This is a genomic window from Nonomuraea sp. NPDC049714, from assembly GCF_044465295.1.
Lineage (GTDB): Bacteria > Actinomycetota > Actinomycetes > Streptosporangiales > Streptosporangiaceae > Nonomuraea.
In genome coordinates this window covers 117,165-136,309 of record NZ_JBITLM010000013.1, presented here as the reverse complement: position 1 = coordinate 136,309, position 19,145 = coordinate 117,165, and the positions used below count along the sequence as shown (strand labels likewise).

Annotated in this window: 21 protein-coding genes; 8 read left to right on the top strand and 13 right to left on the bottom strand. The window is 70.3% G+C overall.

Annotation, left to right across the window (positions count from 1 at the left end):
* Window positions 1-188 precede the first annotated feature (188 nt).
* On the bottom strand, window positions 189-1,220 hold the full coding sequence (locus tag ACIBQX_RS39230; protein WP_397014090.1) for a lipocalin family protein: 1,032 nt from the start codon (window positions 1,218-1,220) through the stop codon (window positions 189-191).
* Between the two features lie 104 nt (window positions 1,221-1,324).
* Window positions 1,325-2,284 carry a hypothetical protein gene (locus ACIBQX_RS39225; protein WP_397013711.1) on the bottom strand — a complete coding sequence of 320 codons (960 nt, stop codon included), beginning with the start codon at window positions 2,282-2,284 and terminating at the stop codon, window positions 1,325-1,327.
* Window positions 2,285-2,354: 70 nt separating this feature from the next.
* Between ACIBQX_RS39225 and ACIBQX_RS39220 the strand changes: the two genes are divergently transcribed.
* Entirely contained in the window at window positions 2,355-2,978 is a 624-nt protein-coding gene (locus ACIBQX_RS39220) for a TetR/AcrR family transcriptional regulator C-terminal domain-containing protein (RefSeq protein WP_397013709.1), read from the top strand.
* 357 nt (window positions 2,979-3,335) lie between these two features.
* Here the strand turns inward: ACIBQX_RS39220 and ACIBQX_RS39215 are convergent, their stop codons facing one another.
* On the bottom strand, window positions 3,336-3,809 hold the full coding sequence (locus ACIBQX_RS39215; RefSeq protein ID WP_397013707.1) for a hypothetical protein: 474 nt from the start codon (window positions 3,807-3,809) through the stop codon (window positions 3,336-3,338).
* 124 nt (window positions 3,810-3,933) lie between these two features.
* Here ACIBQX_RS39215 and ACIBQX_RS39210 point away from each other — a divergent pair, with 124 nt between their 5' ends.
* Both ACIBQX_RS39210 and ACIBQX_RS39205 read left to right on the top strand, forming a co-directional pair.
* Entirely contained in the window at window positions 3,934-4,605 is a 672-nt protein-coding gene (locus tag ACIBQX_RS39210) for a response regulator transcription factor (protein WP_397013705.1), read from the top strand.
* Window positions 4,602-5,885: a sensor histidine kinase gene (locus ACIBQX_RS39205; protein WP_397013703.1), complete on the top strand. Its 1,284-nt coding sequence runs from the start codon at window positions 4,602-4,604 to the stop codon at window positions 5,883-5,885. Before ACIBQX_RS39210 ends, ACIBQX_RS39205 begins: the two co-directional genes overlap by 4 nt.
* 69 nt (window positions 5,886-5,954) lie before the next feature.
* Here the strand turns inward: ACIBQX_RS39205 and ACIBQX_RS39200 are convergent, their stop codons facing one another.
* The 4 genes from ACIBQX_RS39200 to ACIBQX_RS39185 form a co-directional block, all read right to left on the bottom strand.
* A complete protein-coding gene (locus ACIBQX_RS39200) occupies window positions 5,955-6,350 on the bottom strand; it encodes a hypothetical protein (RefSeq protein ID WP_397013701.1) in 396 nt (131 codons plus the stop codon).
* Complete coding sequence (locus ACIBQX_RS39195; RefSeq protein ID WP_397013699.1) at window positions 6,347-6,721, bottom strand: SgcJ/EcaC family oxidoreductase; 375 nt, start codon at window positions 6,719-6,721, stop codon at window positions 6,347-6,349. The genes ACIBQX_RS39200 and ACIBQX_RS39195 overlap by 4 nt, the downstream gene beginning before the upstream one ends.
* A 127-nt stretch (window positions 6,722-6,848) precedes the next feature.
* Window positions 6,849-7,448, bottom strand: a complete 600-nt coding sequence (locus ACIBQX_RS39190; RefSeq protein WP_397013697.1) for a PadR family transcriptional regulator — start codon at window positions 7,446-7,448, stop codon at window positions 6,849-6,851.
* Window positions 7,449-7,521: 73 nt separating this feature from the next.
* Window positions 7,522-8,343 (bottom strand): MBL fold metallo-hydrolase, encoded by an 822-nt coding sequence (locus ACIBQX_RS39185; protein WP_397013695.1) that lies wholly within the window; start codon window positions 8,341-8,343, stop codon window positions 7,522-7,524.
* 28 nt (window positions 8,344-8,371) lie between these two features.
* On the opposite strand from ACIBQX_RS39185, the gene ACIBQX_RS39180 reads away from it, so the two are divergent.
* Window positions 8,372-8,803 carry a VOC family protein gene (locus ACIBQX_RS39180; protein ID WP_397013693.1) on the top strand — a complete coding sequence of 144 codons (432 nt, stop codon included), beginning with the start codon at window positions 8,372-8,374 and terminating at the stop codon, window positions 8,801-8,803.
* A 79-nt stretch (window positions 8,804-8,882) separates the two neighbouring features.
* Entirely contained in the window at window positions 8,883-10,067 is a 1,185-nt protein-coding gene (locus ACIBQX_RS39175) for a TerC family protein (protein ID WP_397013691.1), read from the top strand.
* On the opposite strand, the gene ACIBQX_RS39170 is transcribed toward ACIBQX_RS39175, so the two are convergent.
* Window positions 10,064-11,251, bottom strand: coding sequence for an MFS transporter (locus tag ACIBQX_RS39170; protein WP_397013689.1), 1,188 nt, complete (start codon window positions 11,249-11,251; stop codon window positions 10,064-10,066). The two genes, ACIBQX_RS39175 and ACIBQX_RS39170, sit on opposite strands and share 4 nt — an antisense overlap.
* An 88-nt stretch (window positions 11,252-11,339) precedes the next feature.
* On the opposite strand from ACIBQX_RS39170, the gene ACIBQX_RS39165 reads away from it, so the two are divergent.
* Complete coding sequence (locus ACIBQX_RS39165; RefSeq protein WP_397013687.1) at window positions 11,340-12,068, top strand: helix-turn-helix domain-containing protein; 729 nt, start codon at window positions 11,340-11,342, stop codon at window positions 12,066-12,068.
* A 120-nt stretch (window positions 12,069-12,188) separates the two neighbouring features.
* Here ACIBQX_RS39165 and ACIBQX_RS39160 read toward each other — a convergent pair whose 3' ends face one another.
* Window positions 12,189-12,611, bottom strand: a complete 423-nt coding sequence (locus ACIBQX_RS39160) for a hypothetical protein (protein WP_397013685.1) — start codon at window positions 12,609-12,611, stop codon at window positions 12,189-12,191.
* Window positions 12,612-12,682: 71 nt separating this feature from the next.
* Window positions 12,683-13,333 carry an NAD(P)-dependent oxidoreductase gene (locus tag ACIBQX_RS39155; protein WP_397013683.1) on the bottom strand — a complete coding sequence of 217 codons (651 nt, stop codon included), beginning with the start codon at window positions 13,331-13,333 and terminating at the stop codon, window positions 12,683-12,685.
* A gap of 128 nt (window positions 13,334-13,461) precedes the next feature.
* On the opposite strand from ACIBQX_RS39155, the gene ACIBQX_RS39150 reads away from it, so the two are divergent.
* Complete coding sequence (locus tag ACIBQX_RS39150) at window positions 13,462-13,818, top strand: winged helix-turn-helix transcriptional regulator (protein ID WP_397013681.1); 357 nt, start codon at window positions 13,462-13,464, stop codon at window positions 13,816-13,818.
* 69 nt (window positions 13,819-13,887) lie between these two features.
* Complete coding sequence (locus ACIBQX_RS39145; RefSeq protein ID WP_397013679.1) at window positions 13,888-14,463, top strand: DinB family protein; 576 nt, start codon at window positions 13,888-13,890, stop codon at window positions 14,461-14,463.
* A gap of 232 nt (window positions 14,464-14,695) precedes the next feature.
* Here the strand turns inward: ACIBQX_RS39145 and ACIBQX_RS39140 are convergent, their stop codons facing one another.
* From ACIBQX_RS39140 to ACIBQX_RS39130, 3 genes are read right to left on the bottom strand one after another with little or no spacing between them, the layout of a single operon-like run.
* Window positions 14,696-16,057 carry a DUF4407 domain-containing protein gene (locus tag ACIBQX_RS39140; protein ID WP_397013677.1) on the bottom strand — a complete coding sequence of 454 codons (1,362 nt, stop codon included), beginning with the start codon at window positions 16,055-16,057 and terminating at the stop codon, window positions 14,696-14,698.
* Entirely contained in the window at window positions 16,050-17,036 is a 987-nt protein-coding gene (locus ACIBQX_RS39135) for a hypothetical protein (protein WP_397013675.1), read from the bottom strand. The genes ACIBQX_RS39140 and ACIBQX_RS39135 overlap by 8 nt, the downstream gene beginning before the upstream one ends.
* A gap of 13 nt (window positions 17,037-17,049) precedes the next feature.
* Window positions 17,050-19,140, bottom strand: a complete 2,091-nt coding sequence (locus tag ACIBQX_RS39130; protein ID WP_397013673.1) for a hypothetical protein — start codon at window positions 19,138-19,140, stop codon at window positions 17,050-17,052.
* Window positions 19,141-19,145: the final 5 nt, after the last annotated feature.

The following is a 19,145-nucleotide window of genomic DNA, read 5'->3' as shown; positions in this document are numbered from 1 at the left end:
CTCGCCCCCGTCGGCACGAACCTCCTGATCATGGATCAGGCAGACCGCCGGCGTTCTCATATGGACATCCTCTCGCGGCACGGGCCTTCGCCGATCTGCGGTCCCGCGCTGTGCAGGCCAGCCGCATGGCGCCGGGCGCCCCTGCCGTATGTCGACTACAGCAGAGAGCACCCGGCGCCGCGAGGGACTCAGGACTGCCAGTCGCCGAACATCTCGAAGAAGTTCTTACCGGTGACCTTGGCTCCCTGGTAGGTGCCTTCGAAGGCGGCGGTGGCCTCCAGGCGCCCGTTGCCGCCGAGGATGATTTCCTGACCGGTTTTGCCGGTGACGTGCACCTTCAGACGGGTCTTCAGCGCCGGGATGTTGACGGTCACCTGGGTCGGGTACTTCTGCCCGGTCGTAGGGCTGGTCCAGAACTTGCCGGCGCTGTCGGCGAACGGCGTGACGGATGCCACCTCATACGAGCCGTCCTTGCGCAGAACCGTGGCCCAGGTGTGCGTCTGGCCGTTATCGCTGACGGCGTCCCAGATGGCCACCGAATCACCGTTCGGCATGTTGAAATTCATCCAGCTCCAGTGACGCTTCGGCGCATTATCGATCGGTCCCCACTGGCGGTCCAGCCAGGACCGGCCGGTGATCTGCTGGCGGCGCCCGTCGAAGGTGACGGTGCCGGTGATCCGCATGTCGGGAAGGGCGAACTCGTAGTTGGTCTGACCGAACAGAGGGAACGCTCCGGTGCTGCCGTAGTTCAGGGCCGGTCCGCGCGCTTGGAGCACGACGTCGAGGGAGCCCCACGGCACGTCGAGGGAGACGGACATCCGCTGCGCGTTGCCCGTCCACTTGAGACCGGGCGCCGTGATGTCGAGCTCCTTTGTGCTCCAGGCGAAGTCATTCTCGGGAACCACGGTGGCGTAGCTCTTGTACCAGCCGGTGGTCTCGTCGTGGACGGAGAACAGCAGCAGATTGCCTGGGCCCTTCGGGATGCTCACGGTGTGCACCAGCAGGCCTATGTCGTGGCTGCCCGCCTTCACTCGGCTGGTGAAGTAGATCGAGTCGGCCCAGTCGTGCTCCGGACCCGGCGTCCTGGCGGCGAGATCCACGGCCGGATCGACCAGTACTGGGATGCCGCTGCCGGCGGCGACCGTCTTCGCGGCACCGGGGTTACCGGCGACGGCTTGTGCCGGGGACAAGCTGGTCATCGAACCCAGCATGGCCGTCATGGCCACGGCAGCGGCCAGCTTGATACCGATATTTCTTCGCATGGGGGACCTTCCGAGTGCGTAGAGATGGTGTGGACGATCAACTAAGTGCGTAATGGGTTGGGTCAGTCCGGGACGACGACGGCGCGGGTGCGCCCTTGATGCGCCCAGGCCTCGCCGACGCGGCTGAGCGGGTAGGCGGTGTACGGCGCGTCGAAGGTGCCGTCGGCGAACCGGGCAAGGATCCGGGGAAGTTCGGCGATCATCTCGGCCTTCGATACCGAGCCGGTGCCGCTGCCGCTGATCCGGATCCGCCGGCTGCGGAGCAGCGCCGCGGGCAGCGCCGCCTCGGTCCCGGCGAGCGAGCCGATCTGCACGTAGTCGATCGCCGCGCTGTCATCGTCCGTGCCGGTCATTCCCAGTACGGCGAAGGTGGCCTCGGCGACGGGGCCCCACACGAAGTCGAGCACAAGCGTGGGCTGCGCCTCGGCGACGGCGACGGCCAGGGCGGTCGCCCTGACGTCGGATGCCGCGGGCGCGAGCGGAACGGTGATGGCGCCGAGGCCGCGCAGCCGCTCCAGCGCCTCATGATCGCGCCCGGCCGCAATGACCTGTTTCGCGCCGAGGGCCAGCGCCGCCCGCACGGCGTGGCTGCCCGACATGCCAGTCGCCCCGAGCACCAGCACGGTGCCGAGCTCGCCCGCCTCCTTGCGGTGGGCGATCAGCGGCATCCACCCCGCCATGGCGGGGTTCATGCCGGCGGCGACCGCGAGCGGATCGGCCCCGGCGGGCAGATCCTCCTCGAATGGGGTGACCATCCATTCGGCCATCGTTCCCCACGGCGACCGGGCAAGGCCCGTGTAGACCAGCCGCCCGTCGTCGGTCCGGGCCACGGCGTCGATACCCGGCACGAGGGGGTAGGCCTGGTCGCTGTCGTAATGGCGGCCGGAGGCCATCCCGCGGACGACGTAGTGCAGACCCGCGCCCACGAGTCTCAGCGGCGCCTGGCCCGGCCGTTGTTCCGGGTCGGGGAAGTCCGCGCAGACGGGTGTCGATTCTGGGGTGTTGACGACCGCAGCACGCATGACACGCTCCTGAACTAAGTTCGTTTTTGGATGTCCCCGACTGTGCCTGAACTTTGTTAAGCTGTCAAGCGTGGCGAAGGGCATCACGCGAGAGCGGATCGTGGCAGTGGCACTCGAATTGCTCGATGAGAAGGGCATGGACGCCATCACCGTCCGCGCGCTCGCTTCCCGGCTCAGCGTGGGAGCACCCGCGCTGTACTGGCACGTCCGCAACAAACAGGAGCTGCTCGACGAGATGAGCACGTTCGTCATGCGCCGCGTCGTCAACGCCCTCTCGGCGGTCACTCCCGGCGCCGGCTGGCGTGACGCCTTGGCCACCTACGCCCGTATCCTGCGCTCGGAGTACCTCCTCCACCGGGACGGAGCGCGCATATTCAGCGGCACGCGCTACTCCGGCCCCGAAGTGGTGAAGGCGAAGGAGTCCTGGCTCGAGCGCTTGACCGCGGCCGGATTCTCACTGGCCGAGGCGGACGACGCCATTGACCTGGTCACCGCGTTCGTGGTCGGCTTCGTCATCGAGGAGCAGGAGCGCAGCCAGTCCGCCGACCGCTACTCCCCCACCGGGCGCGATGCGTGGCTGGGTGAAGGCGCCGATCTGGTCAAGGCCGCCGGGCACCTCCGCGACGACGGTGACCAGAGGTTCGAACGGCAGCTCGGCGTCGTTCTCGACGGGCTCGCGGCCCGGTTGCGCTGACGGCCCGGCCGGATCGCCAGGTGGTCTACGCCAAGCAGGCAGCGCGGCGGCTGCCGTGTTGGAGCATGATCTGGGCGTACAGGCGTGCGAGGCTGATCCTGCCGTCCAACGGCCACATCTCCCACGCCCCCGAGAGCTGCCAGATCGTGCGTCTCTGCCGAGGTGTCAACTCCGTCTTCGGAATCCGGCTGACCACGCCTTTCGCGCAGTGTCCGCCGTTGCCGCACAGACGGAGTTGACGCCGACCCGGCCATGGCCTGTTCGAGCACCGGGCGGCACCCCGCACCCGTCGTTCCCCGACTACCCCCGTGCACGCGGTCGCCGTGCGCCCCCGGATCGCCCGGCGGCCGCGTCAGATCACTCCTTCTCGGCCACGCAGAAGATGCCGTCGCGCTTCAGCTTCTTCGCGTCCGCGGGCTCGCCGGCTTCGGTCCTGCCCCACTCGGCGGGCCGCTCGCCGTTCACGTCCGTGGCCCGCATCGGCTCCGTGACGCGAACCGGTTCGTCGCTCGGCGGCACCGCCTCGGTGGCCGGAACCGCCTCGATGGTGAGCAGTTCGCCGTCCAGGTGCTTCGTCACGTGCAGATCGTTCTTCTCGGCCGTGCGCACCTTGCCGTCGGCCGGGGTCGCCGGGTACGTGACCACATCACCGTCCGCCGGCATGGCCTTGGCGACCTTGATGGCGACGGGCTTGCCATCGGCCGTGGTGCAGGTCACCTTGGCACCCGGCACCGACACCGGAGGCTCACCGGCGGCCAGAGCGGACCCGCCCAGCCCGGACAGCGCCAGCACCGCCACCGCGCCGAGTACAGCCAAACGCCGCTTGAACATGGATTCTCCTTCGTTGATCGGATCTGACGCTCAGAGACTGTCCGGCCGTACCTGAAGTGACGCTGAAGACGGCATAAATGATCTTCAGGTTGGCTTTAGGTGACGTACGGCACTCTTGGTGCTCGTGCGGGTCTTACTGGTGGAGGACGAGCGGCGGCTGGCCGACCTGGTCAAGGGCGGGCTGACCGGCGAGGGGTTCGCGGTCGACGTGGCCCACGACGGGCGCGACGGGCTCTGGCTGGCCACGGAGAACGACTACGACGTGATCGTCCTGGACGTGATGCTGCCCAGGATGAACGGCTACGCGCTCTGCTCCCGGCTGCGCGAGGCCGGCGACTGGACGCCGATCATGATGCTCACCGCCAAGGACGGCATCTACGACGAGGCCGAAGCCCTGGACAACGGCGCCGACGACTACCTGTCCAAACCGTTCTCCTACGTCGTGCTGCTGGCCCGGCTGCGCGCCCTGATGCGGCGCGGCGGCACCGAACGGCCCGTGTCGATCACCGTGGGCGACCTGGTCATCGACCCGGCAGGGCTGCGTTGCCGCCGGGGCGCGGTGGAGATCGCGCTGACGCCGAAGGAGTTCGCGGTGCTGCACGGGCTCGCCAGACGGGCCGGCGAGGTGGTCTCCAAGAGCGAGCTGCTGGCCCAGGCGTGGGACTTCTCCTACAACGGCGACCCGAACATCATCGAGGTCTACATCAGCGCGCTGCGCCGCAAGATCGACCAGCCGTTCGGCCGGACCACCCTCGTCACGGTGCGCGGCGCCGGCTACCGGCTGGAGGCCGCGTGAAGACGATCGACCCCTCGTCCGTACGGCTGCGCGCCACGGTCGCGGCGACCCTGGTCGTGGCGGTCGCCCTCGGTGCCATCACGGTCGTGCTGGTGGTGGTGCTGCGCGGCAGCCTGACAGGCTCCGCCGACGCCGAGGCCTCCAGGAGAGCCGGCATCGCCGTCCAGGCCGTGAAGGGCGGGATCACCGCCGAGGCGATGCCCGCCCAGCCCCTCGTCGCCACGAGGGAGCTGGCCACGCGCACGGAGACGCTGTTCATCACCGACCCCGACGTCTTCATCGCGCAGACCGCCGACCCGCCCCTGGCCGACTGGGCGCCCGTGGACAGCTACGCGGTGGCCGGGGAGAGGCTGACGACCGCCGAGGGCGGCGCCACCATGCTGTACGCCAGAGTCCCGCTCACCGGCACCGAGCAGGCGTTGCAGACGCTCAACGGCGTGCTGCTGCCGGGTGTGCCGGCGCTGCTGGTCCTGGTCGCGGCCATGACCTGGTTCTCCCTCGGCCGCGCGCTCGCCCCGGTGGCGGCCATCAGGGCCAAGCTGGCCCACATCACCGCCCGCGACCTGCACGAGCGGGTGCCTATACCCCGATCGCGGGACGAGATCGCCGCCCTCGCCACCACCGTGAACGACACCCTCGACCGGCTGGAAGCCTCCGTCGAGACGCACAAGACGTTCGTCGCCGACGCGGCGCACGAGCTCCGCAGCCCGATCGCCACGCTGCGGGCCCGGCTGGAGCTGGCCGAGCCCAGCGAACTGACCGCCGAGGCGCTCACCGACGTGGCCCGCCTGCAGTCTCTCGCCGCCGACCTGCTGCTGCTCGCCCGGCTCGACGCGGGCGAGCCGGCGCGCACCACCGACGTCGACCTCGGCCAGGTCGCCATGGAGGAGTCCCTGCGGATCGGCCGGCCGCCTGAACTCGACCTGGACCTCGACATCGAGCCCGACGTGGTGGTGCGCGGCGCGCGCGGGCACCTCGACCGCCTGGTGACCAACCTCGTCGACAACGCCCTGCGCCACGCCTCGACCCGCGTTCTCGTACGAGTCCGCACGGACGGCGATCAGGCGGTGCTGCAGGTGCACGACGACGGGCCGGGGATCCCGCCCGAGCAGCGCGAGACCGTCTTCGACCGGTTCACCCGGCTGGACGAGGCCCGAGCCCGGGACGCCGGAGGCGCCGGGCTCGGGCTGTCCATCGCCCGGGACATCGCGCTGCTGCACGGCGGCACCCTCACCGCCGAGGACGGCGGCTTCATCGCGACCTTCCCGGCGACCCACTAGGAAAGGCGGGCACGGTCAGGTGGGCGGGCGGGCCGGTGCGGTCCGGGCGGGTGCGACCGGCCGGTGCGGTCAGGTGAGGCGGGTGCGGCAGTTCAGGTCGGCGCCCAGGCGGGCGAGACCTTCGGCGAAGCTCTGGCGGGTAGTGTCCGCGAAGCCGACGAAGAACCGGTTGGCGAGCCCCACCCCCCACCGCGCCCGCTCGGCGACGTTGTAGACGCGGTGGACCACCAGCGTCCCCTCCGGGTGCGGAGCCAGCGTCCACTCACCGCGATACCACCAGCCGCCCTGGAACGCGATGAGGTCCTCGGTGACCTCGACGGTCGAGGTGTGCCCCGGCAGGTCCGCCACGGTGAACCGCCCCACGACGTCCCGTCCGCCGGGCAGCAGTACCCGCCCCAGCGCGGCCCGCACCGTGGCGGCAGGCGCCGCCACCACACCGGACACCTCCGTCACCAGCTTCTTCATGGTCGCCCCACCCGGGTGTTCTGGAAGGAGGCGAAGCGCCAGCCTTCGGGCGTGTGGACGGCGGTGTAGGTGAGGATCGAGTCGCGGCCCGGCTCACGCCGCCCGTCCACCACGGAGCCGCCGGTCGCGATCATCAGCGCGACGGTGTCGCTCAGCATCTTGACGGACGGCTCGCCCCCGGCGTCGAGCTTGATCGGCATCTTGAAGAGGTCGCGGTGCACCTCGTCGATGGCCTGCCTGCCCTTGAGGTGCAGGCCGAAGTAGGTGATGTAGTCGGCGTCCTCGGTGAACAGCGCAGCGTAGGCGGCGGCGTCACCGGCGTTCCACGTCTCGTAGACGCCGTCGATCAGGTTGTGGATCTCTTGGGACATGGCACGGCTCCTGTCTCAGCGGCGCCTATCCTGAGACTGCGAGTCCTGGACAGGGCAGGCGCCTTGTTCGGATTTCCGGCCGTCAGGGTGTTGGCGCACCCTGACGGCCCACTCATTCCTCCAGCGTTCATTCCTCCAGGGCCCGCTCCATCAGCGACTGCTTGACCGTGCCCGCCCAGTCGAGCTCACCGCTCTCGATCCGGTCGAGCACCCCGCGCACCCAGTCCTGCTCGGCGGCGAAGAGCGCCCGGTCGCATTCGAGCTCCAGCATGAGCAGCCGGGGCAGCCCGTTCTCCGCCATCGTGACCATCTGCGCGTCGAGCCCGCCGATCGCGCCGGTGAGCGCGGCCACGCGGAGGCGCAGCGCCTTGATCGCGGCCTCCGGCGGCAGCGCCCCGATCAGCGAGATCGCCGCCACCAGCGTGCGGCGGTCCGGCTCGGGCTCCTGCAGCAGCCTGCGAAGCCGGGTGGCCAGCTCCCGCCTGCCCTCGTCGGTGATCTCGTAGACCGTCCGCTCCGGCCTTCGGCCCTCGCGGTCGGTCTTGGCGGGGGCGATCAGCTCGTCCCCGGCCAGCCTGTCCACCGCGTGGTAGAGGCTTCTCGGCAGGCCGGTCACATAGTCCTTGTGCGTGTCGATGATGAAGCGGTGGAGCTCATAGGGGTGGCTGGCGCGCACCGAGAGCATGGCGAGCACGGTGAGCCCCACCAAATCGTGGCGTCGCGCCATGATGCCTCCCTCTATATTGCAATATGCACTATAGACAGAGCTGGGCCCGCTGTCGAGGGCCGTGCGGCGGCTGTCAGGCCTGCAGGGCGTCGAGTTGCAGGAAGGCCCGCTCGATGGCCTGGCGCGTCACTTCCTCGCTGTAGGGGAAGGCGTGGATGAGGTCGCGCAGCCCCTCCACGTGCGCCCGCCTGGCCAGGTCGGCCACCGTGACGAGGTCGCCGTGCTGGCCGACCACGAAGTCCCGGTCCACCACCGCGCCGTGGCCGGGCACGTACACCGGCTCGCGCATCTCGTTCAGCATCCGGGCGGTGGTGTCCGGCCAGTCGAGCGGGTAGGAGTCGCCGAACGCCGGCGGCGCTCCCTGCTCGACCAGGTCGCCGGCGAAGACCACGCCCGCGTCGGGGATGTGCGCGACGATGTCGTTGGAGCTGTGGCCCAGGCCGAAGTGGCGCAGGTGGACGATCCGCCCGCCGATGTCCAGGGTGGCGGCCGTGGTGAAGGTGTGGTCGGGAGGGTCGATCTCCACCTCCTCCACCTCCTGGCGCCGGTCCACCGGGACGAACCCGGCCACCTTGCTCCGCTGCTCCGCGCCGTACAGCTCGATCTCCTCGGCGCACCTCGCGTGTCCCCAGATCTCAGCCGGGCGGAAGAGCGCGTTGCCGAAGTAGTGGTCGAAGTGCGCGTGGCTGTTGACGACCGTCCACGGGCTGGCGGTGATCCCCCTGATCGCCTCGATCAGGTCGGCCGCCTCGCGGTGCGACATGCGGGTGTCGAACACCAGGCAGTGCCCGTCGCCGACGACGAGCCCCACGTTCATGTCGTACGACTCGTGGCGCCGGACGTAGACCCGATCACCGACCTCCTGCCACGATTTCAGCTCACGTACCAACGTCATGGGCAAAGACCTTACTTAGCATTAGCTCATGGCATATGACCTTCAGGTAGTCATCGATACCCAAGATCCGCACAACCTAGCCGACTGGTGGGCGGATGCCCTGGGCTGGCAGGTGGAGCGGCAGGATGAGGCGTTCATCCGCAGCCTGATCGAGAAGGGGCACGCGGCCGACGACGACACGACCTTCCACCACGGCAACCTGGTGTGGAAGGAGGGCGCGGCCATCCGCCACCCGGGCGGCCTCGAACGCGCCCCCCGGGTGCTGTTCCAGCACGTGCCGGAGGCCAAGACGGTCAAGAACCGCGTCCATCTCGACATCCGGGTGGGCGCCGACAGGATCGACGCCGAGGTGGACCGGCTGGTCGGCAAGGGTGCCACGATGCTGCACAAGGGCCGGCAGGGCCCCACCTGGTGGATCACGATCGCCGACCCCGAGGGCAACGAACTCTGCCTGGCTTGAGCCTTGCATGCAGGGGCATCTGGTTGACTGGGCCGCGACCCTCAGCCAGCGATCCCGCTATCGAGACTTGGAGTCACGCGTGCACGTGCCTGCCCTGGTGTGGTGGCTGACGATCATCGGAATCGGCGGCCTCCTGCTGTTCGACTACTTCTTCCACGTGCGCAAGGCACATATTCCGTCGCTACGGGAGTCGGCGGTGTGGTCGGCCGCCTACGTGGGCATCGCCATCCTGTTCGGCATCGGCGTGTGGCTCTTCGGCGGCTCCGACATGGGCGCCGAATACTTCGCCGGTTACGTCACCGAGAAGGCCCTGTCGGTCGACAACCTGTTCGTCTTCCTCATCATCATGGCGAGCTTCCGGGTGCCGAGGGCGGACCAGCAGAAGGTGCTGCTGTTCGGGGTGACGTTCGCGCTGGTCGCCCGGACCGGGTTCATCTTCCTGGGCGCGGCGTTGATCAACAGCTTCGCCTGGGTGTTCTACCTGTTCGGCCTGATCCTGCTCATCACCGCCGGCAACCTGATCAAGCCCGAGGGCGAGGAGAGCCACTCCGGCGAGAACATCATGGTCCGCCTGGCCCGCAGGTTCCTGCGCACGTCCGATCACTACGACGGCGACAAGCTGACGACCATGGTGGACGGCAAGCGCGTCCTGACGCCGATGCTGCTGGTCATGGTGGCCATCTCCGGGACCGACCTGCTGTTCGCGCTGGACTCCATCCCGGCGATCTTCGGGCTGACGCAGAACGTCTTCATCGTGGTCACCGCCACCGCCTTCTCCCTGCTGGGGCTGCGCCAGCTCTACTTCCTCATCGACGGGCTGCTGGACCGGCTCATCTATCTCACCTACGGGCTGGCGGCGATCCTGGCCTTCATCGGCGTGAAGCTCGTCCTGCACGCCCTGCACGAGAACAACGTCCCGTTCATCAACGAGGGCGAGCCCGTGCCGGTCGTCGAGATCTCGACCGGCCTGTCGCTGACAGTGATCATCGGCGTCCTCGTCATCACCGTTATCGCCTCCCTGGTCAGCCGTAAGGGCCGCGCCCAGAACCTGTCCTCGGCCGCCCGCCGCTACGCCACCCGGCTGCTGGACCCGCAGTGCGACCCGGAGGAGTGCGCCGACACCTACCGCAGGCTCCTGGCGGAGGAGAAGCACCTGCGGACCCTGCCGGAGAAGTACCGGAAGAAGATCCGCGAGGACGAGAAGCTGATGGACCTGCTCCACCGGGCCCACGAGACCATGGACCCCAACTACACCCGCACCTAGCGGGCCGACATCCGCGCGACCAGGCGCCACCAGATGAGCAGCTGGAGCAGGGCGAGGATCATCACGAAGGGCATCAGGGTCCACACCCCGGCGCCCTGCGCGACGGCGCCCGCCAGCCACGGCAGCCCGGCGGAGCCCGCGACGGACAGGCCGTTCATGACGCCGATGGCGGTGGGCACCAGCCGGGGCTCGGTGAGATAGGGCACCACCGCCATGGCCGTCGGGAAGAGCGGCCCGAGGAAGAACCCGAGCAGCACGAACCCGGCGGCGGCCACGCCCGCGACCGGCGCCAGCCAGACCAGCCCGATCGCGGCCGCGACGCCGCCCAGGCAGGCGTAGGTCATGCCGGTGGTGGTCGAGCCGATCCGGGTGGCGATCGGGCTGATCAGGAAGCGGCCGGCGGTCAGCCCGAGCCAGTAGCCGCTGACGGTGTAGCCGGCGGTCAGCTCCGACTGGGCGTGCTCGCCGACGAGGTAGGTGAACCCCCAGCTGCCCACGCCGCCTTCCAGCCCGACGTACACGGCCAGGAACGCGCAGGCGAGCAGCACCGCCGGGGAACGCATCACGGTGGCCAGCAGCCCGCTCCTGACCGGCGTCGCGGGCGACGGCTCGTGGATCATGCCGTCGTCGTCCCGCTTGGGGTAGACCAGCACGAACCCGGCCACGAGCGGCACGCACACCAGGGCCAGCACCACCCACACGGCCGGCCAGGGCATGAACCGCAGCATCCACACGGCCAGCAGCGGCCCGAGCAGCGCGCCGACGCCGAAGAAGGCGTGCAGCCGGTTGAGCAGCGTGGTGGCCGAGGGCAGCCTGGCGAGGAAGACGTTGAGCACCGACTCCAGCAGGCCGGTGCCGTAGCCGGCCAGGACCTGCACGGCCAGGAAGGCGGCGAACGGCGGCCGGACGCCGGTGTAGAGGGCGGCCAGCACGTACGCGCCCCCACCGGCGATCAGGACCAGGCGGGTGCCGAACCGGTGCACGAGGGGCCCGGCGGTGGACCCGGCGAGCATGAACCCGGCCGAGAAGGTGAAGAAGGTGATCCCGATCGTGGGCTTGTCCACGCCGTAGTCGGCCATCTGGGCGGGCAGCAGCACGCCGGCCACCCCGGCGCTCAACCCGACGAGAACGAAGACCGCGTACGCCAGAGAGACCGGCCACGCCGTACCGCGCAAGATCGACACATGACTCCCTTGACGCGGCCCCCTTAGATCGGATTAAAACGTTCTTGCCGAAGGCGGACAAGTCCTTTCTCCGGGGCAAACTGGATTCGTGGATTTCCCCGAGGCTCTGCGCGCGACCCGCCGGCGCCGCCACCTCAGCCAGCTCGACCTGGCCCTCCGCTCGGGCACGACCCAGCGCCACCTCAGCTTCATCGAGACCGGCCGGTCCCGGCCCGGCCGGACCCTCGTGGTGCGGCTGGGCGAGTCGATGGAGCTGTCGCTCAGTGAGCGCAACGAGCTGCTGCTCGCCGCCGGCTACGCCCCCGTCTACCCGCGCACGCCGCTCGACGACGGGAGCCTGGCGCACGTACGCGCCGCACTCGGGCACATCCTGACCGGCCATCTGCCCTATCCGGCGATCGTGGTGGACGCCGGTCACGACCTGGTGCTCGCCAACGACGCCTTCGAGCTGCTCACCGAGGGCGTCGCCGCACACCTGCTGCGCCCTCCCGTCAACGTGCTGCGCCTCTCGCTGCACCCCGAAGGGCTGGCACCGCGGATCGCGAACCTGGCCGGGTGGGCGCGGCACATCCTCGACCGGCTCCCCCGGGACGAGCTGTACGACGAGTTGTCGGGGTATGTGCCGGAGCCCTCACCCGGGCCGGATCACGTGGGGTTCGCCGCCCCCATGGTGCTGCGCACGGCGCGGGGCGAGCTGCGGCTGACGACCACGATCACCACGTTCGCGACCGCGCTCGACGTCACGGTGGCGGAGCTGAGGCTGGAGGCCTTCCTGCCCGCCGACCCGGCCACGGCGGCGCTGCTGGCCGGGTCATGACGCCTCGCTCACCCTTGCGCGCCGGGCGAGGCTTTAGCGCCGGGCGAGGCTTTCGCGCCGGGCGAGGCTTTCGCGCCCTGCGAGGCTTTCGCGCCCTGCGAGGTCGATGACCCTGCCGGGTCATGCGCCGGGGAACATGTAGTCCTCGGCGATTCGGCCGTCCCGGTCGAGGACCAGCACGTCCAGCCCGCCCCCGACCGGGTCGCCGCCGCCCACGGGGACCATCCGCCAGCCGAGCTTGACCACGTTCCTGAGCCGGACGGCGTCGCCGGCCGGTCGGAAGGTGAACTCGCCCGGCGCGACGAAGTCGGCGTAACTCCGGGTCACCCGCAGCTCGATCTCCTCGTGGCCGTGCGCCTCCAGCGTCGGGCGGTCGAAGCCGAGCTTGGCGGCGACCTCCCGGATCTCCTGGGGCGGCTGCAGGATGTGCGCCCCGCCGTCGGCCCACAACTCCTGGATGGCCTTACGGCGGAGCTCGGCGTCGGGCTCGACCCAGACGGCGATGTAGCGGTCGGCCAGGTCCTGGGGGTCGATGTCGGTCATGCCTTCTCCTTCGATCGGTACTCGACCGATGCTCCGGGAAGACGCGAAGCCGGACAATTCCCCGCAGGGAATCAGCGTGCCACGGCGACCAGGGCCCGGTGGTGCTTCGGGGCCTCGATCTCGTCGACGAGGGCCGCCGCGAGGTCGGCGTAGGGGAAGAGGACGTCGTCCTCGGCCGGCACCACCTGGTCGCCGCCGACCCGGTAGCGGCCGGTGCGTGCCGCCTCGGCGTCCAGAAGGGTGGGCGGCGGCGCGAGCACCACCCAGTCCACACCGGTCCGCGCGGCACGCAGCGCCTCCAGCGCCGCCGCGTGACCGAGTGAGAACGTCCGCGCGTCGGCGGGGAAGCCAGGTGTGTCCAGGAGCATCACCCCGGGCGCGACCTGCAGGGTGGTGCCGATGCCGACCAGCACGAGCCGGCCGACCCCGGCTCGGGCCAGCCCGTCGAGCAGGGCGTTCGCCGTACCCACGAAGAACTCCTCCGACGGCGTGTCGAGCCGCGCGACGGCGCTGATCGCCGCGTCGTGCCCGGCGGCGACGGCCGCGACGCTGTCGGCGTCGGTGGCGTCGCCCCCGACCAGGGCCACGCCGTCACCGGCCAGATCCTGGTACGCGGCCGGATCGCGGACGACCGCGGTGACCCGGTGGCCGCGCGCGACGGCCTCCGCGACCGCGTGCCGGCCCGCGCGGCCACCCGCGCCGAAAATGACGATCTCGCTCATGGAATGCTCCGTTCGGCAGTGCTGGCCTGGTCGCCGGTCTGATCGCCGGCCTGGTCGCCGGCCACTGCCGCGGACGCTAGTCGCTGACCCCTAGGTTCCCGCAACGATAGTTACGTACGCTGGGCGAGGTGAAGCAGCCACTTGATCCTGAGATGTTCAGCGCATGCTCGGCCGAGAAGCCGCCGATCCGCATCGGCGACAAATGGACGGCGAAGATCATCGTGTGCCTGAGGTCAGGGCCTCGGCGCTTCTCCGAGCTGCAGGTTCCCCTGCGCGGCATCACGCCGAAGGTGCTCACCGCGACGCTGCGGGCGATGGAGCGCGACGGGCTGGTCACGCGCACCGTCTACCCGGAGATCCCGCCACGGGTGGAGTACGAACTGAGCCCGCTCGGCCGCACGCTCCTGGAGCCGATGGCCGCCATGTGCGCCTGGTCCCGGGCTCACCTGCACGAGCTGCTCGACGCCCGCGAGTCGGCCCTCTAGCGCAGGTCCAGAAGTGTCGGTTCCCGTCACTACGATCGCGCCTGACGATCCGAGCCCCTGGAGTCGCGCATGACGGAGAAAGAGTTGCTGCTCGCGAGCCTGCGGGAGTTCCGCGACGCCATGGTCTACAAGCTCGACGGCCTGAGCGACGCCGAGCTGCGCACGCCGATGACCCCCACCGGCACCAACCTGCTCGGCCTGGTCAAGCACCTGGCCGGCCTGGAGTACGGCTATCTGGGCGATTCGTTCGGCCGGCCCGCGCCGGAGCGGATGTCGTGGATGGACGACGGCAGCGTCTGGGACGGCGCCGACATGTGGGTCGCACCCGGCGAGTCCACTGACTACATCGTCGGCCTCTACCAGCGCGCCCGCGCCCACGCCGACGAGACCATCGAGACGCTGGAGCTCGACCACGTCGGCACGGTGTCCTGGTGGAAGGAGGGCAGGCGGGAGGCCACGCTGCGCCAGATCGTGCTGCGCATGATCGGGGAGACCGCGCGGCACGCCGGGCACGCCGACATCGTCCGCGAGCTGCTCGATGGCTCGGGCGGCCAGTTCCCCGGCGACGCGTCGTTCCCGTCCGACGCGGACGCCTCCTGGTGGCGGGAGTACGTCGCACGCATCAGGGACTCAGCCGGCCACTGACCCCGTCCCACTCGGTCAGCGGAGCGCAATGCCATCTCCACCCGACCTGCCGCTCCTGACCGGGCAGATACGAAGATCCGTAGATCTCCTCGAACCTGCCCTCGGGATCGGCTCCCATCCGGTCTCCTCACGTGGGGTCCTTAACACTCACCCCACGTCCGGAATGCCGGAAGCATTACGCACACATCGGGAGGAGGGCGGCCCTGCATACCCGCCCTCCTCCTCGGCGGTCTCAGGCTCCGAAGGAGTGGAAGGAGCCGTTGCTCATGGACTTGGGCCTGCCGAGCAGGTCGGCCTGCCGCTCCTTGATCAGGTCCTCGATGCGGGACCGGGCGTGCGCCGTGTCCCGCTGACGGTCGAGCTGGAGATCCTGGGACTGCCTGCGCAGCTCCTCCGCCTTGCGCTCACGCTCCAGCCGCAGGTCACCGAGCTCCGCGTGCTCCCTGTTGCGGAGCGTCTCGTCGTACACCCGCTTGCGGCTCTCGTTCTCCGCCTCGACCAGCCTGTCGTACACCGTGGCCCCGCCCATGAGCTTGACCAGCACGGGCAGGCAGTCGACCAGGATGAGGAACAGCCGGAAGAGCCAGGTCGCGGTGAGCAGGAAGCCGTTCCGGTCGGTGATCTCGTGCAGGGCGCCCATCCGCTCCAGCAGGCCGATGGGGGCGGTGGGCAGCGGCAGTTCGGCCACCCGAAGGGCGATGGCCGTGTCGATCTTCCCCTGGAAGCCGTTCTCCTCCGTGGCGAGCCGCCGGCTCAGCTGCTCGACGCGTGCCTTGTCCCGGTCGAGTGCCGCGACCCGCTCCTCGATGCGGTTCACTCGGGCGAATCTGTCCGCGTCGGCATAGAGTCGGTAGCAGCGGGGGCCTTTGCCGATCCGGCCGCTGAGCCCGTCCCCTTCCTCGCCCGCGCATTCGTTCTTCGCGCTCTCGTTCATGCGGGCGTGCCTGGTGTTCAGCGCCGCGAGCGCCTGCTCCTCCTTCTTGACGGCGTTCTCCGCGCCCTTCAGCTCGCGTACGGACTCCACGGGGGTGTCGGACAGCAGCAGGGAGTCGGCTCCGCAGCTCGCGGGCGCGGGCGTACCGGAAGGTGGCTGGTTGCAGGACACCAGCTTGGCGCGCAGCGCGCTGCGCGCCTCGGCTCGTTCGTCCACGATGTGCTGCTCCACGGCGGTCTCGAAGACGCGCAGCACCATGGGCTCGGCCACGATGATCCCCAGCACGACGGCGAGCAGCAGCCGGGGCACCAGCATCAGCAGCCTGCGCGTCCACATCCCGCTCGACTTGGACACCAGCCAGCGGTCGATGTTGAGCACGATGAGCGCCCAGGCCACCACCAGCGGGAGCGCCCACAGGTGGTGCCCGTCGAGCACCTGCGCGAGGAAGAACCACATGGCCAGCCCAGCGATCAGCGAGGTGCCCAGGACGACGCCACCGAGCCCGGTGTAGTGGGTGCGCTCCAGGGGCACCCGGTCGAGGATGCCCTCGTTCACCCCGGTGAGAATGCGCAGCCGCCGCCCCACGGCCAGCCGCCGCCGCCAGGTCGCCGGGTCCGGCCCCCGTCCCCGCCGGTGCGCGGGGGGAGGGGACTCAGTCATCCGACTCCTCCAGTCCCAGCGGGCGCGGCTCGCTGTGCTTGCCGGCCCCACGCTGCTCAATGGGCGGCGCTTCGGACGTTGCGGAGGAGTTCACGCCCGCCACCCGCATGGCCTCCTGGAAGAGCGCGCGGGTGTCGATGGGCAGGAAGTCCAGCGCGCCCTCCGGCAGCGCCCTGATCACCTCGAAGATCCGGGCGGCCTGCTGCTCCTCCACCGCGCCGAGCATGGTGACCGCGTCCGCGATCGGCACGGCGTTCCGGCTGATGCCGAGCGCGAGCCTGCCGGCGTTGCCCCGGTGCAGGAACGCCTCGATGCGGGCGACGTCCTTGGACTCGATCGCCGCGCGCAGGTCGTTCGCCTCCTCCTCCCAGCGCATGCCCTTCATGCCCCTGGCATGATCCTTGACGTCGGCGGGCAGCAGCACGTCCACGCTGGACAGCGCCACCTCGACGCCTTCGACCTGGGGAGGCACCACCTCGAAGAACGCCTTGACCCGTGCGACGACCAGCGGGCGGAGCCGGTGGATCCCCTCGATGCCCCACTCCAGGCCCATCTTCTGCAGTTCGAGGTCCTCCCTGAGGTAGGCGCCGAGCAGCATGTGCAGGTCCCGCAGTCCTTCCTCCACCACCCTGGCGGCGTCCTTGACGGTGCAGCGGAAGGTCACCTGGACGGGGAAGTCGTGCGCCAGGTCCGACGACGGGATGGGGACGCCGACCAGGACGTACCGGCCCCGCACGTCCACCACGCTCACGGCGACGGCCTGGACCACCGCCTCCTCCGAGCCCGTCAGATGCCGGCGCTCGGCGAACGCCTGATAACCCCCTTTCGTGTGAAAGACCAGGACCGTTCCAGGGGGCTGTTCCGGCAGCTCAGCTCGATCTCGGCGAGCGCCTCTCAGCAGCTTCCTGGGGACCGGACGCAGGCTGCGTTCGGCGATGACGGGATATGGACTCGCGGTCTGCATGCGATGTTCTCCCATGAGGGGTGTTCTCCTATGAGGATCGCCGGACTCCGGCGGCGAGAAGGGCGTTGACGAGGTCGCGGGCAGGCAGCGCCGCGGTGCCGTCATCAGGTCCGGAGAGCGCACGTCTGAGGTCACGCTCCACGATGGGGTGCCATTCGGGCGGCAGCGCCCGCCAGACGGCCGCGCCGAGCGCGGCGACGGCCGCGATCGTCTCCGCACGCCCGCGCAGCGCGGTCAGGGAGATCTTCAACGCGCGTACGGCCGCCACCCGGTGGTGGTTGCTGGCCAGGCACCCGGCCCACAGCACGCCCAGCGGCGCCGCGCTCTCCGGGTGGGTGGACAGCAGTTGGGTGGGCAGGGGGACGCCCGGGTCCGACAGGCAGGCGGCGGTCAGGATGTCCGTCACGGCGGCGAGCGCCGTACGCGTGCGCCTGGTGCCGACCGCGCCGTCCACCTCCTCGCCGGCGAGCCGCGCCAGCATCGTGAGGGCGGCGACCGCCTCACCGTGCTCGGCCGCCTGGCGGAAGAGCAGCATCAGCGACCGCCTGGCCACGACGCTCACCCGGACGCCGCGCAGCGCCAGGAACCACAGCCACTTGAGCGCGTCCGTCGGGTAGCGGATCCAGATGCCGTTGCCGAAGGCGATGGCCGCCGTCATCGCGCGCTCCTGCCCGGCGTCCCGCACCCAGGACAGCGCCAGGTCGAGCGCGATGGGCGCGAAGTCGTCCTCCATCGACAGCAACGCCAGCACGTTGGCCGCGGCGAGCCGCTCGAACATCCGCCCGGCCGCCCACTCGTCCAGGAAGGACTCCTTGACCTCCGCAGGGTCGGCCCTGACGAGCAGGGCGACTCCGACGGCCGCCTGGAACTGCACCTCGATGTCCGCGTCGGCGAGCCCCCGAATCCACTGCCTCAGCGGTTGCCAGAGCTCGTAGCCGTAGTGCCGGGCCAGCGCGGCGATCACCTGCGCCCGGTAGTGCTCGCCACGGAAGACCACCCGGCGCTCGCCGCCGAACCCCGCGTCGGTGTCGACCACCACGTTGATCAGCGGGTGTCCACCGCTCCACAAGGCCCTGGTCTGCGGCAGCCGCTCGTCGTCCTGCCTGCGCACGTCGAGACCCTTGTCGGCGCCGAACTGGTCCCAGGTGGCGACCAGATCGGCGAGGAGTTGCTCGAACACCCGCTCAGGGGCGCCATGGGCGAAGGCCACGGCGCACACCGCCAGCACATCCGCCCGCTTGAGATCCTCGCGGCCGAACCACCCGGCGACCACCTCGTCCTCCACGTCGGCGAGGATCCGCGACGGAGTCTCGGTCCCCTGGGCCACCCGCTCGGCGAGCGCGGTGACCGGGCCGGGAGCGACCAGCTTCTCCGCGTGCAGCCGGAGCCGGGCGAGGGCGTCCCGCTCGCGCTCCGGCGGCGCGACCCCGGCCAGGCGCGCGTCGAACAGCGCGCCCGGATTGGGCGGCTCCCAGTCGATCTGCACCTTGTCGAACGGCCTGCGCCCCTTCATGGCGCGGACCGTGATCACCAGGTACGCCCTCGCCTCGGCCACCTTCCTGGCCAGCGTCTCCAGCTCGAAACGGCGCACCGAGACGTCCCCGGTGGCCTCGATCCAGTCGTGCAGCAGGTAGCCATGGCGCGCCTGGAAACGTTGGCCGGCGTTCAGCTCGGCCAGGGACGTCGAGGGGGAGTACATCCAGATCCCGTCGCCGTCCAGGCCCATCGCGTCCAGCGCGGCGACCGCGCCGGTCCAGCGGCCGCTCTCCTCCCGGCCGCAGAGCACCAGGACGTGCTGTTCGCGCAGCACCGCCACCGCGCGGGCCCACGCCGGAGGCTCGATGAAGCCGCGCAGCGAGGCGGCCACGTCGGTGGCGGGCAGCCGGCCGACCGCCGCGCGGGACGAGCGTCTGCCGCCCGCGCCGAACGTCGCGCCCCCGGCGTCCACATCGGCGAAGAAGTTGTTGATGACCGTGGCGTTCTGGTCGAGCAGCCCCTCGTCGAACTCGTCATGCTCCTCCGGCGGGGACGGCGGCCGCTCTCCTTCGTCGGACGCGGGCTCCCTGGTCTCCTGCCGGGGAGAAGGCTCGCCCTGCTCGTAGGGCTGGTCCGTGGTCATGGCGG